Below are 12,470 nucleotides of genomic sequence, written 5' to 3'. Positions count from 1 at the left end.
GTCAATCCCTTCGGACCTCACTCATCTCGTCGACCTCTTGACGTTCGGTCAGCGAACAACACAGGTGTAACTCATCCCCAGTGGGGATAACTCCTGTGGATAACTCATCGGTAGCGGGTGGATAACGGTGGATGCGAGCGGATCCCGGCAGTGGTCGACGCCGATCGGACTGGTCACCTGCGGCTGGGCACTCGCCGCGGCCGCGGCGCTGTGGTGGCTCCTCGCCGAGGAGGCGGTCGACCGGCTGTTCATCGGCGTGCTGGTGCTGGCGCTGGCCGCCGTCTCCGCGCACGGCAGCATCTGCCGGCCGCGACTGCGCGCGGACGTCGAGGGCATCACCGTGCGAACGTTGCTGGGCCGACGGCACTGGGCCTGGTCCGCGGTGACGATCCGGGTCCGGCAGGACCGCCGCCTCGGCCGCACGGTGCGGACCCTGGAACTCGACGCGGACCCGCAGCTGATCGTGCTGACCAGGCTCGACCTGGGCACCGACCCGCAGGACGTCGCGGACGAGCTCCGCGGCCTGCGCCGCTGATCCGTCAGCTGCGCAGGCCGCAGCGGGTTTCCTCGCCGGAGCCGAAGCACACGACGTTGCCGAACTGCAGGTCGCGCGTCACCAGCATCGCGATCAGCACCACCAGCAGCGCCGCCAGCGCACCCGCCTGGACCAGCACCTGCCGCTCGCGCGGGGCGTAGACCAGCGCGGCGGTCGCGAGCACGCCGATGACGAGCCCGCCGATGTGGCCCAGCAGGGAGATGCCCGGGATCACCACGCTGGCCGCGATGTTGAGCGCGATCACCACCAGCACCGGCCGCAGGCTGACCTTCAGCCGCAGCGCGGCGATCGCGATGCCGCCCATCAAGCCGTACACGGCGCCGGACGCGCCGGCGACCGGCTGCAGCTCATCGCCGAGCAGGAACACCGCGGTGCTGCCGCCGAGCAGCGACAGCAGGTAGACGGCGCCGAACCGCATCCGCCCCAGCAGGAGCTCCAGGTCCCGGCCGATCACCCACAGCGCGATCATGTTCATCGCCAGGTGGAGCAGCCCGATGTGCAGGAACCCGGCACTGAGCAGGCGCCACCACTGCCCGCCCGCGACCAGGATCGGCCACAGCGCGAAGTCGGTGAACAGCGCGGAGGCGGAGTTCCCGGGGATGCTGCCGGCCTGCACCGCGGTGAGCGCGAAGACCGCCACGTTGATCGCGATCAGCACCGGCACCAGGATCGGCTTCGCGGGCAGCCGGGCACCCGCCACCGTCACCGGCTGCCGCATGCCGCGCTGCCCCTGCGCAACGCAGTCGACGCACTGCTGGCCGACCGCGGCATCGCGCAGGCACTCCGGGCACGACGGCCGCTCGCACCGGGTGCAGCGCAGCCCGGTGGGGCGGTCTGGGTGCCGGACGCAGGTCGGCAGCTGCGGCGGAGCCCCGTCCGATCCGGGCAGAGATCCGGGCGGAACAGTCACGTCAGACCTGCTCTCCGGTCGAGACCGCTTCGAATGGCCCTGGCGGCGGTGCGGGCGCCGGGACCTCGGGCATCGTCTCGCCGGGGACAGCCCCGACTGGGTGGACGACGCCCGAGGACCCGCGACGGCGCGAGCCGAGCCCCGCGCCGCAAGCGGCTGACGCCGCTTCCCAAAGCAAGCCTAGTAGGCCGGGTTTCAGCCGCGGTCGATCGAGACCTTCTCGATGACGATGTCGGTGACCGGGCGGTCCTGCCGGCCGGTCGCGGTGTTGCCGATCGCGTCGACGACGTTGCGCGACTCCTGGTCGGCGACCTCGCCGAAGATGGAGTGCTTGTAGTTCAGCCAGTCCGTGGCGCCGACGGTGATGAAGAACTGCGAGCCGTTGGTGTTCGGCCCGGCGTTCGCCATCGCCAGCAGGTAGGGCTTGGTGAACTGCAGCTCCGGGTGGAACTCGTCGGCGAACTGGTAGCCCGGGCCGCCGCGGCCGGTGCCGGTCGGGTCCCCGGTCTGGATCATGAAGCCGGAGATGACGCGGTGGAAGATCACCCCGTCGTAGAACGGCCCGGAGCGCTCACCCTTGGCGTTGGGTTCGTTGTACTCCTTGGTTCCTTCGGCCAGGCCCACGAAATTGGCCACTGTCTTGGGCGCCTTGTCGGGGAACAGGTTGATCCGGATGTCGCCCTGCGAGGTGTGCAGGGTCGCGGTCACCTTCGTCCCAACGAGCGATCCGTTGTCTTCAGCCACCAGACCATCCTGCCATCGAAGAGGCCGAACGCCGTGTCTGGGTGCAATATGGGGCTGATCGCCGCCTGCCGGGCGGTGCCCACGCCGCGGGCGTGGGCCGAGTAAATCGACCGGCGAACGCCGGGCCGAGGAGGCACACGATGGACGAGGTGAAGGCGATGGCCCGAGCTGGCGAAAGCGTGGGCAAGGCGGTCGGGACGGGCTTGAAGTCCGCCCGCCACGGCGCGAAACGTGCCGGCGAGGTCGGGGTGGCACTGTCCAAGCAGGCCGCCGCCCGCGCCGAGCAGGAACTCGCCAACCACGGCTACTCCCCCGACGAGTTGCAGGAGCGCATCGCCCAGGCGACCACCGGGATGTCCCGCAAGGAGCTCGCCAAGCGCGGCCGCAAGGCGCGCAAGCAGTGGGACAAGAAGACCGAGAAGTCCCGCAAGCAGCTCGCCAAGAACACCACCGCGGCCCGCAAGGAGCTGGCCGCGATCATCGAGCCGGGCAAGCCGAAGCGGCGGCGCAAGTGGCCGTGGGTGCTGCTGGTGCTGGCCGGCCTCGGCGCCGCGGTGGCGGTTGCGTTCTCCCGCCGCCCGGAGGAGATGCCGATCGCGGAGGCCAACGACGGCTTCCCCAAGCGGGACACCCCGGCCCGCCACCGCGCGGAGCGCCCCGACGTGCCCGCGCAGACCGACGGCCAGTCGCACATCACACCGGAACGATCCCGCTGACCTCGCACGCGCGGAGGCCGGGCCGGTTCGGCCCGGCCTCCCGCTTTTCGGCGTGTTGCACGTCACGTTCCGGCCGGCTGGTCCGGTGGCCACGATGCTGACATGAGCGAACCGACCAGTTACGACCTGCACGCCTCCACGCACGTGTCCGCCACGCCGGACGAGGTCTACCGAGTCGCCAGCGACATCACGCGGATGGGCGAGTGGAGCCCGGAGTGCACCGGCGGCGAGTGGGCGTCCGGCGAACCGGGCACCGCCGGCGCCACCTTCAAGGGCCACAACCGGCACCGCGACGACGTCTGGACGACCGAGTGCGAGGTGACCGCGGCCGAGCCCGGCCGCCGGTTCGCCTGGGCGGTGCGGAGCTACCAGCCGACGCCGGACAACTCGGTGTGGTCCTTCGAGATCGAACCCGACGGCGACGGCTGCACCCTGACCCAGCGCTTCCAGATGAAGCAGCCGCCCAGCCGGCTGGCGTCGATCAAGGAGAGCCTGCCCGCCGACCGGGCCGCCACCTTCTACGAATTCCGCCGGTCGCGGCTGCAGCAGGCCATGCAGCAGACCGTCGACGCGATCCGGGACGCCGCCCAGCGCTGACGTCAACCGGGGTTGACACCTCCCGATTGTCAACATAAGTTGACAGCATGGCAGAAGCGACGGAACTCGCCTCCGCGGCGAGCAGCCGCGATCCGCGGATCGGCCTGCGAGCCGTTGCGGCGCTGCGGAAGCTGCTCGAACAACTGGAATCCGTCCAGGTCCGCAACGCCCGCAACCAGGGCTGGTCGTGGCAGGAGATCGCCGCGGAGCTCGGCGTTTCCCGGCAAGCCGTGCACAAGAAACACGGGAGGTCCTGATCATGTTCGAGAAGTTCGCCCCGACCACCCGGCAGGCGGTGGTCCGCGCGGCGCACGAGGCCGAGCAGCACGGCGCCCCGGAGGTCACCGACGAGCACCTGCTGCTCGCACTCGTCGACGACCCGAACACCACGGCGGGGCGCCTGCTGGCCGCGCACGAAGTGCGGCGCGATGCCGTCACGACGGCCTACCAGCAGGCGCGACGGCTCGGCGGCCTGAGCACGTCCGATGCGGAAGCGCTCCGCGAGCTGGGCATCGACGTGCACGACGTCGTCGCCAGCATCGAGCGTTCCCTCGGCGCGGACGCCCTCTCCCGCCGGCCCAGCCGACGGCGGCGCTTCTTCAAGTCGCACATCCCGTTCAGCACCGCAGGCAAGCGCCTGCTCGAAGCCACGCTGCGCGAGGCCATCGAGCTCGGCGACCGCCGCATCGGCGACGAACACCTCTTGCTCGCGCTGCTGCTCAGCAAGGGAGTCGCCGCGGAGCTGCTCGAACTCCACGGCATGACCTACCGCGGCGTTCGCGCGTCCCTGCGCAGCGCGGCCTGAACCGGGAATCCGCTACGACGCCTGCTGGGTCGGCTCGGCCTCGAACTCCTCCGCGGCAGCGGGGCGGCCGACCGCCGCAGCGCCGAGCGCACCCAGCACGCCGACCACCGCGAAGGCGTAGAAGCCCCACGGGTACGCGATGCCGGCGGTGAGCATCGCGCCGCCGAGCAGCGGACCGCAGATCGCCCCGATGCGCCCGATCCCCGCCGCCCAGCCGAGCCCGGTCGCCCGGCTCTCCGCCGGGTACACGTGCCCGATGTAGGCGTAGACGAGCACCTGCGAGCTGAACACGAAGCAGCCCGCGATGAGCACCGCCACGTACACGCCGATGCCGGGCAGCTTGACGCTCAGCGCGGCGAGGAACACGGCCGAGGCCGCGAACCAGCCGATCGTCGAAAGCCGCGGCCCCACCCGGTCGGCCACCGCCCCGGCGACGACCAGCCCGATCACGGCCCCGATGTTCAGGGTCAGCAGCAGCCCCAGCGCGGCGCCCAGCGGATACCCGGCGGACTTCATGATCTGCGGCAGCCAGGTGTTGAGCCCGTAGACCAGCAGCAACCCCATGAACGAGGTGACCCAGAACGCGAGCGTGGCGCGGGTGGAACCGCCGCGGAACAGCGAGGCCACCGCGCCGGCGCCGCCGCTGATCTTGCGCTCCGGAACGGCGGAGCGCAGGAAGGAAACCGATTCCGGCAGGTAGCGCAGCATCAGCGGAACGAGCACGAGCGCGGGCGCGGCCCCGATCACGAACATCGCGCGCCACCCGAGGCTCGGCAGCACGGCGATGCCGAGCAGCGCCGTGAGCACGGCGCCGACGTGGTAGCCGGTCATGATCGTGGTGGTGGCGCTGCCGCCCTTGCCCGCGCGGGCGTACTCGGTGACCAGCGCGATCGCGGTCGGCAGGCACCCGCCGAGCCCGAGCCCGGCGAGGAACCGCAGCAACCCGAAGACGAAGACCGAAGGCGCGAGCGCGCACAGCGCGGTGAACACGGAGAAGCCGGTGACGGCGAAGATCAACGCCTTCCGCCGGCCGACGACGTCGGTGATGGTGCCGATGGCCAGAGCTCCGATGGTCATGCCCACCAGGCCGACGGTGGAAACGACGGAAGCGCCGGCGGCGGTGAGCCCCCACTGCTTGGCGTCCAGCAGCACGGGCAACACGCTGCCGAGCACGACCAGGTCGAACCCGTCCAGCAACACGGCGGTCCAGCACAGGGGCAGAACCCAACGGGCCCGCCCGGCATCGACCTGGCTCGACATGCCACCTCCACTGCACCGTCGCAGAACCGGAATGCGCGAATGCTCCCCGGCGAAAAGGCCCGACGAACCACAAGGCCTTCCACTGAACGGAATCAAAGCAAAACCGTCACCCAGCCCCCGAACCCGGAAGAACAACGAATCCCCAGGTAACGGCCCCGAAAACCAAACCACCACGAAACCAGGACCAAACCCGCAACGAAACCGAGACCAACGAAACCAAATGTCCAAAGAGGACAACCAAACCGGGCGGAAGAACCAGCGGGGAACGAAGGCGGACGCTGAGGTGGCGGTGGAGAGGTGGTGGTGGAGAGCATCCCCGGAGAAGGCGAAGCCACCGATGTCCGACGAGACACCAGCAGCCGAACCAGAGGCAAGCCCGACCAGCACGGAACCAGCACGAGCACGAGCCATCACAGCCGAAGGCCGCACAAGCCATCACAGCCGAAGGCTGACAACAAGAACAACACAGCCGAAGGCTGACCAGCAACCAGGAAAAAACACCGACAGCCGAAGGCTGCCAATACCCAAACACAGCCGAAGGCTGACCAAAAGCCCGCAACAGGACGAACAGGCGCTACCCCACAAGCCGAGGCCGAACCAAAGAGGCCGAACGCCTCGAACGGCACAACGGGAAGCCACCCAGCACTCCGACAGCCGAAGGCTGGAGAAACCCACGAAAAGGCTGGTCCGCGAGCAGGCCGGGAACGCTCCTAAGGCGAGGAGCAGACAAAAAAGACCCCCACACCGTGGGGGTCTGCGGGGGCTCGGCCCTCGCAAAATAATGACGCGGTAGTAGAGGCCCACGCTTTCCGTGGGCACACTCCACCGAACTAACGCGTGGAGACGAGGGGAATCGAACCCCTAACCCCCGCCTTGCAAAGGCGGTGCTCTGCCAATTGAGCTACGTCCCCGGCTATCGCAGCCCCACTCAGGTCTGCTGACCGGTGACGCGCGATGGCTGCCGACTCGACGGCCGGCTCAAGCGCCCGGAGAAGCGATCAGGCCTCGGCGGTGGCTTCGCGCCACAGATCGGCCTCCGCCTTGGCGGCCCGGTTGCGCCGGATGACGAACAGCACGACTCCAGCAACTGCGGCGAGTGCGAGCAGCTTCTTCACTTCCGGTCGCCTCCTAGCACGGCGTCAGCCCGAGCAGTTCTCGGAGCTGGGAAAAATTCCAGTGGGCCTAGAAGGACTTGAACCTTCGACCTCTTCGTTATCAGCGAAGCGCTCTAACCGCCTGAGCTATAGGCCCTTGGTGTGCTTCAAACAGTACAGGACGCCTTCCGGCACCCGAAACGGGGGGTCCCCGTTGGGATCTCGCCGGACGTGGCGATCCCGGTCCGGGACCGGAATCGCCACGTCAGCGGCTCATTCCCGCTCGGAGAGGGTGACCTCGACGCCGCCGGCGAAGTCGGCCGCCACGTTGTAGATGAACGCGGCCACCGTCGCCAGCGCGGTCACCAGCACGATGTTGATCGCGCCGATGATGGACGCGACGCCGAACACCCGGCCGGCGCTGATCAGCGGCTCGCTGGCCGCGTCGTCGGGTTGGGTCAGCTCGGTGAAGGTGCCGTTGAGCTGGTCCCACACGCCCATGCCGTCGAGCACGCCGTACAGCACCGCGACCGCGATCATCCACACGAAGAACAGCGCGACGCTGAGCACCAGGGCGAGCTTCAGCACCGACCACGGGTCCAGCCGCTTCACCTGCAGGCTGGCCCGCCGCGGGCCTCTGCTCGGCCGCCGCGCCGAGGCCGTCGGCGAGGTGCGGGCGGCCCCGGCGGCACCGGTGGCGCCGCCGGTGAACGACACGGTCGTCCGCGCGGCCTGCGGCACCTTGGTGCGCACCGTTTCCTGGTCCTGCACCTGCTTCGGGATGTTCTGCGTGTCGGCGACGTCCGAACCCCCGGTGGCGGCCGCCACCGGGGTGCCGGCCTCGCCCGGCGCGGCCACCGAGGCGCGTTGCCACGGTGGCGGTGCCTCGGTGCCGTGCAGGGCCTCCCCGTTGCCTTCGGCGTCCGGTTTGGCGGCCGAGTCGGACTCGGTGCCCTCGCCCCCGGTGCTGTCGTCGGCTGTCTGGGTGCTGACCGAAGCCCCGTCCGCATCCTGCTGCGGATCAGCCTGCTCCGGCTTCTCGGAAGGTGTCACGAGCGATCCTTCGATGATCGTCGGCGGCGGTGTGCGACGTGGTCTCCCACGGTTTTACTGCTGCTGTTCCGGCCCCGCAGCGTCCGGGTCGGCGGCCTCGTCGGCGTTGCGCGCGATCGCCACCAGCGCGGACCCCTCGTCCAGGTTCATCAGACGAACCCCCTTCGTCTGCCTGCCGGCCTTGCGCACCTCCTTGGCGGTGGTCCGGATGACCCCACCGGTCGAGGTGATCGCATAGAGCTCGTCGTCGATCTCGACGATGAGAGCCCCCACCAGCCTGCCACGCTTGTTGTCGTACTGGAGAGTCAGCACTCCCTTTCCGCCGCGGCCCTGCACGGGGTAGTCATCGATCGGGGTGCGCTTCGCGTAGCCGCCGTCGGTCGCCACCAGCACGTACCGGTCCTCCCGGACCACGCCCATCGCCAGCAGCTCGTCGCCGTCGTTGAACCGCATGCCCAGCACGCCCGAGGTGGCCCGGCCCATCGGCCGCAGCGCGTCGTCGGTGGCGTGGAACCGGATCGACTGGCCCTCGGCGGACACCAGCAGCAGGTCGTCCTCGGCGGAGCACAGCACCGCGCCGACCAGCTCGTCGTCGTCCTTGAGGTTGACGCCGATCAAACCACCCGATCGGTTGGAGTCGAAGTCGGTCAGGCGGGACTTCTTCACCAGCCCGTTCCGGGTGGCCAGCACCAGGTACGGCGCCGCGGTGTAGTCCTTGATCTGCATGACCTGGGCGATCTGCTCGTCCGGCTGGAACGCCAGCAGGTTCGCCACGTGCTGGCCGCGCGCGGTGCGGTTGGCCTCCGGCAGCTCGTAGGCCTTCGCCCGGTAGACCCGGCCCTTGTTGGTGAAGAACAGGATCCAGTCGTGCGTGGAGCACACGAAGAAGTGCGACACGATGTCGTCCTGCTTCAGCTGCGCGCCCTGCACGCCCTTGCCACCGCGCTTCTGCGCCCGGTACAGGTCGGTGCGGGTCCGCTTGGCGTAGCCGGTGCGGGTGATCGTGACGACCACGTCCTCGTCGGCGATGAGGTCCTCCATGGAGACCTCGCCCTCGAACGGGATGATCTTCGTGCGGCGGTCCTCGCCGTACTTGTCGACGATCTCCATCAGCTCGTCGCGGATGATCTGCCGCTGCCGCTCCGGCTTGGCGAGGATGTCCTTGAGGTCCTCGATCTCCCGCTCGATCTCGGCCAACTGGTCGACGATCTTCTGCCGCTCCAGGGCGGCCAGGCGGCGCAGCTGCATCTCCAGGATCGCGTTGGCCTGGATCTCGTCGACGTCGAGCAGCTCGATCAGCCCGGTGCGCGCGTCGTCCACCGTGGGCGACCGGCGGATCAGGGCGATGACCTCGTCCAGCATGTCCAGCGCCTTGACCAGACCGCGCAGGATGTGGGCGCGTTCCTCGGCCTTCTTCAGCCGGAACTTGGTGCGCCGGACGATGACCTCGACCTGGTGCTTGACGTAGTACCGGATCATCTGGTCCAGCCGCAGGGTGCGCGGCACCCCGTCGACCAGGGACAACATGTTGGCGCCGAAGGTGGTCTGCAGCTGGGTGTGCTTGTAGAGGTTGTTCAGCACGACCTTCGGGATCGCGTCGCGCTTGAGCGTGACCACGATCCGCATGCCGCGCCGGCTGTTGGACTCGTCGGCGATGTCGGAGATGCCGGTGAGCTTGCCCTCCCGGTGCATCGAGGCGATGTTCTCGATGAGGTTGTCCGGGTTGACCTGGTAGGGCAGCTCGGTGACGACCAGCGTGGTGCGCCCCTTGTTGTCCTCTTCGACGTCGACGACGGCCCGCATCTTGATGGAGCCGCGACCGGTGCGGTACGCGTCGGCGATCGCGGTGGTGCCGAGGATGAGCGCGCGGGTCGGGAAGTCCGGGCCCTTGATCCGCTCGATCAGCGCTTCGAGCAGCTGCTCGTCATCGGCTTCCGGGTTCTCCAGCGCCCAGACGACGCCGTCGGCGACCTCGCGCAGGTTGTGCGGCGGGATGTTGGTGGCCATGCCGACCGCGATCCCGCCACCGCCGTTGACCAGGAGGTTCGGGAATCGCGACGGCAGCACGGTGGGCTCTTGGGTGCGGCCGTCGTAGTTGTCGGCGAAGTCGACGGTGTCCTCTTCGATGTCGGCGAGCATGTGCATCGCCAACGGGTCCAGCCGCGACTCGGTGTACCGCATCGCCGCGGCCGGGTCGTTGCCCGGCGAACCGAAGTTGCCCTGGCCGTCGATCAGCGGGTGGCGCATCGACCACGGCTGGGCCAGGCGGACCAGGGTGTCGTAGATCGCCGAGTCGCCGTGCGGGTGATAGTTGCCCATCACGTCGCCGACGACGCGGGAGCACTTCACGTACCCGCGGTCCGGGCGGAAGCCCGAGTCGTACATCGCGTACAGCACGCGCCGGTGCACCGGCTTGAGGCCGTCCCGCACGTCGGGCAGCGCGCGCGCCACGATGACGCTCATCGCGTAGTTGATGTAGGAGTTCTGCATCTCCTGCTGGATGTCGACCGGCTCGATCCGGCCATGCTCCGGCGGCAGGATTTCAGTCACGACTTGAGATTCCTTTCGAGAGGTCGGAGGTCAGCGCCCGTTACCCGTGCCACCGCAGCTCGGGCAGATGTGTCTCGTGTCGGCCGGAATTCGTCCGCTTCCGTTGCAGACGGGGCACTGCTCCAACCGAGGCATGGGTTTCCCTTCAGCGCGATGCGCCGGTCACACGTCGAGGAAGCCGGCGTCCTTGGCGTTGCGGGTGATGAACGAGCGCCGGGCCTCGACGTCCTCACCCATCAGCACGCTGAACAGCTCGTCCGCGGTCGCCGCGTCGTCCAGCGAGACCTGCAGCAGCAGCCGGGTCTCCGGGTTCATGGTGGTTTCCCACAGCTCGTCGGCGTTCATCTCGCCGAGACCCTTGTAGCGCTGGATGCCGTCGTCCTTGGGCAGCTTGCGGCCGGCGGCGGCACCCGCCTCGAGCAGCGCGTTGCGCTCCTTGTCGCTGTAGGCGTACTCCGGCTCCGAGCGCGGCCACTTGATCTTGTACAGCGGCGGCTGCGCGAGGAACACGTGGCCGTTCTCGATCAGCGGGCGCATGAAGCGGAACAGCAGCGTCAGCAGCAGGGTGCGGATGTGCTGGCCGTCGACGTCGGCGTCGGCCATCAGCACGATCTTGTGGTACCGCAGCTTGGACAGGTCGAACTCGTCGTGGATGCCGGTGCCCAGCGCGGTGATGATCGCCTGGACCTCGTTGTTCTTGAGGACCTTGTCGATCCGCGACTTCTCCACGTTGATGATCTTGCCGCGCAGCGGCAGGATCGCCTGGAACCGCGACTCGCGGCCCTCCTTCGCGGAGCCGCCCGCGGAGTCGCCCTCCACGATGTAGAGCTCGCACTCCTCCGGGTTGTTGGACTGGCAGTCCTTCAGCTTGCCCGGCAGGCCGCCGATGTCCATCGCGCTCTTGCGGCGCACCAGCTCCTTGGCCTTGCGCGCGGCCATCCGCGCCTGCGCCGAGGACACCGCCTTGTTGACGATCACCTTGGCCTCGGCGGGGTTGCGCTCGAACCAGTCGGTGAGCCACTCGAAGGCGGTGGTCTGCACGAACGACTTGACCTCGGTGTTGCCCAGCTTGGTCTTGGTCTGACCCTCGAACTGCGGCTCGCGGACCTTCACCGAGACGATCGCGGCGAGACCCTCGCGGACATCGTCGCCGGTGAGGCTGCCGTCCTTCTCCTTGAGGAGCTTCTTCTCCTTGGCGTAGCTGTTGACCACGCGGGTCAGCGCCGACCGGAAGCCCTCCTCGTGGGTGCCGCCCTCGTGGGTGTTGATGGTGTTCGCGAAGGTGTAGACCGACTGGTTGTAGCCGGAGTTCCACTGCATCGCGATCTCCAGCTCGGAGCCGGTGCCGGACGCGCTGAAGGACACCACCTTCTTGTGGATCGGCTCCTTGGTGGCGTTGATGTGCCGGACGAAGTCCTCCAGGCCGCCCGGGTAGTGGAAGGTGCGCTCGGTGGCGCGCGCGGCGGCGCCAATCGCGTCCTCACCGGACTCGTCTTCTTCGGCGGCGCGCTCGTCGCGGAGCACGATCGTCAGGCCCTTGTTCAGGAACGCCATCTCCTGGAGGCGGCGGGACACCGTCTCGGCGTTGTACCGGGTCGTCTCGAACACCTTCGGGTCGGCCCAGAAGGTGATGCTGGTGCCGGTCCGGTCGGTGGGCTCGCCGCGCGCGACGTCGGAGACGGGCTTGGAGTCCTCGTAGCGCTGGCGCCACACGTAACCGTTGGTGCAGATCTCGGCTTCCAGCGACATCGACAGCGCGTTGACCACCGAGACGCCGACGCCGTGCAGACCGCCGGAGACAGCGTAGGCATCGCCGCCGAACTTGCCGCCCGCGTGCAGCACGGTCAGCACGACCTCCAGGGTCGGCTTCTTCTCCACGGGGTGCATGTCCACCGGGATGCCGCGACCGTCGTCGACGACGCGGACGCCACCGTCGGGGAGGAGGGTGACCTCGACCTTGGACGCGTAGCCGGCCATCGCCTCGTCGACGGAGTTGTCCACGACCTCCCACACCAGGTGGTGCAGACCGCGTTCACCGGTCGAACCGATGTACATGCCGGGACGCTTGCGAACGGCCTCAAGGCCCTCGAGAACGGTGATGGATGACGCGTTGTATTCGCTCTTCTTCGGTGCCACGGGCCTCGATTTCTCCTTGAGCCGACTGTGCTGTCAGGTTGGCCGGTGC

Annotated in this window: 11 protein-coding genes, 2 tRNA genes and 1 pseudogene; 5 read left to right on the top strand and 9 right to left on the bottom strand. The window is 68.7% G+C overall.

Annotation, left to right across the window (positions count from 1 at the left end; genetic code table 11):
• The first annotated feature begins 127 nt into the window (after positions 1 to 127).
• Positions 128 to 535, top strand: coding sequence for a PH domain-containing protein (locus AC07EQ_RS26515; protein ID WP_478390579.1), 408 nt, complete (start codon positions 128 to 130; stop codon positions 533 to 535).
• A 4-nt stretch (positions 536 to 539) separates the two neighbouring features.
• On the opposite strand, the gene AC07EQ_RS26510 is transcribed toward AC07EQ_RS26515, so the two are convergent.
• A complete protein-coding gene (locus AC07EQ_RS26510) occupies positions 540 to 1,466 on the bottom strand; it encodes a rhomboid family intramembrane serine protease (RefSeq protein WP_478390578.1) in 927 nt (308 codons plus the stop codon).
• Positions 1,467 to 1,661: 195 nt separating this feature from the next.
• Complete coding sequence (locus tag AC07EQ_RS26505) at positions 1,662 to 2,210, bottom strand: peptidylprolyl isomerase (RefSeq protein ID WP_478390577.1); 549 nt, start codon at positions 2,208 to 2,210, stop codon at positions 1,662 to 1,664.
• Positions 2,211 to 2,350: 140 nt separating this feature from the next.
• Here AC07EQ_RS26505 and AC07EQ_RS26500 point away from each other — a divergent pair, with 140 nt between their 5' ends.
• The 4 genes from AC07EQ_RS26500 (at position 2,351) to AC07EQ_RS26485 (ending at position 4,328) form a co-directional block, all read left to right on the top strand.
• Positions 2,351 to 2,926 (top strand): hypothetical protein, encoded by a 576-nt coding sequence (locus AC07EQ_RS26500; RefSeq protein ID WP_478390576.1) that lies wholly within the window; start codon positions 2,351 to 2,353, stop codon positions 2,924 to 2,926.
• Between the two features lie 102 nt (positions 2,927 to 3,028).
• Positions 3,029 to 3,523: an SRPBCC family protein gene (locus AC07EQ_RS26495; protein ID WP_478390575.1), complete on the top strand. Its 495-nt coding sequence runs from the start codon at positions 3,029 to 3,031 to the stop codon at positions 3,521 to 3,523.
• Positions 3,524 to 3,570: 47 nt separating this feature from the next.
• A complete protein-coding gene (locus AC07EQ_RS26490) occupies positions 3,571 to 3,780 on the top strand; it encodes an HTH domain-containing protein (RefSeq protein WP_093260818.1) in 210 nt (69 codons plus the stop codon).
• A gap of 2 nt (positions 3,781 to 3,782) precedes the next feature.
• Positions 3,783 to 4,328: a Clp protease N-terminal domain-containing protein gene (locus AC07EQ_RS26485; protein WP_478390574.1), complete on the top strand. Its 546-nt coding sequence runs from the start codon at positions 3,783 to 3,785 to the stop codon at positions 4,326 to 4,328.
• 12 nt (positions 4,329 to 4,340) lie between these two features.
• On the opposite strand, the gene AC07EQ_RS26480 is transcribed toward AC07EQ_RS26485, so the two are convergent.
• The 7 genes and pseudogenes from AC07EQ_RS26480 to gyrB all read right to left on the bottom strand — a co-directional run bounded on the left by AC07EQ_RS26480 (position 4,341) and on the right by gyrB (position 12,421).
• Entirely contained in the window at positions 4,341 to 5,588 is a 1,248-nt protein-coding gene (locus AC07EQ_RS26480; RefSeq protein ID WP_478390573.1) for an MFS transporter, read from the bottom strand.
• Positions 5,589 to 6,426: 838 nt separating this feature from the next.
• Positions 6,427 to 6,499 (bottom strand) — tRNA-Ala (locus AC07EQ_RS26475).
• 96 nt (positions 6,500 to 6,595) lie between these two features.
• A pseudogene (locus AC07EQ_RS26470) lies at positions 6,596 to 6,703 on the bottom strand (DLW-39 family protein); the annotation flags it as partial.
• 62 nt (positions 6,704 to 6,765) lie between these two features.
• Positions 6,766 to 6,839: transfer RNA gene (locus AC07EQ_RS26465), tRNA-Ile, on the bottom strand.
• A 116-nt stretch (positions 6,840 to 6,955) separates the two neighbouring features.
• Positions 6,956 to 7,735 carry a DUF3566 domain-containing protein gene (locus AC07EQ_RS26460; protein WP_478390572.1) on the bottom strand — a complete coding sequence of 260 codons (780 nt, stop codon included), beginning with the start codon at positions 7,733 to 7,735 and terminating at the stop codon, positions 6,956 to 6,958.
• A 54-nt stretch (positions 7,736 to 7,789) separates the two neighbouring features.
• The gene (gyrA, locus tag AC07EQ_RS26455) at positions 7,790 to 10,285 is read right to left on the bottom strand and encodes a DNA gyrase subunit A (protein ID WP_478390571.1); all 2,496 of its coding nucleotides are present in this window, start codon (positions 10,283 to 10,285) and stop codon (positions 7,790 to 7,792) included.
• A gap of 162 nt (positions 10,286 to 10,447) precedes the next feature.
• Positions 10,448 to 12,421 carry a DNA topoisomerase (ATP-hydrolyzing) subunit B gene (gyrB, locus tag AC07EQ_RS26450; RefSeq protein WP_478390570.1) on the bottom strand — a complete coding sequence of 658 codons (1,974 nt, stop codon included), beginning with the start codon at positions 12,419 to 12,421 and terminating at the stop codon, positions 10,448 to 10,450.
• Positions 12,422 to 12,470 lie beyond the last annotated feature (49 nt).

It is taken from the genome of Saccharopolyspora sp. NPDC045839 (assembly GCF_056431645.1).
The sequence above is the reverse complement of the archived record's forward strand: the minus strand, read 5'-3'. Positions and strand labels throughout refer to the sequence as shown.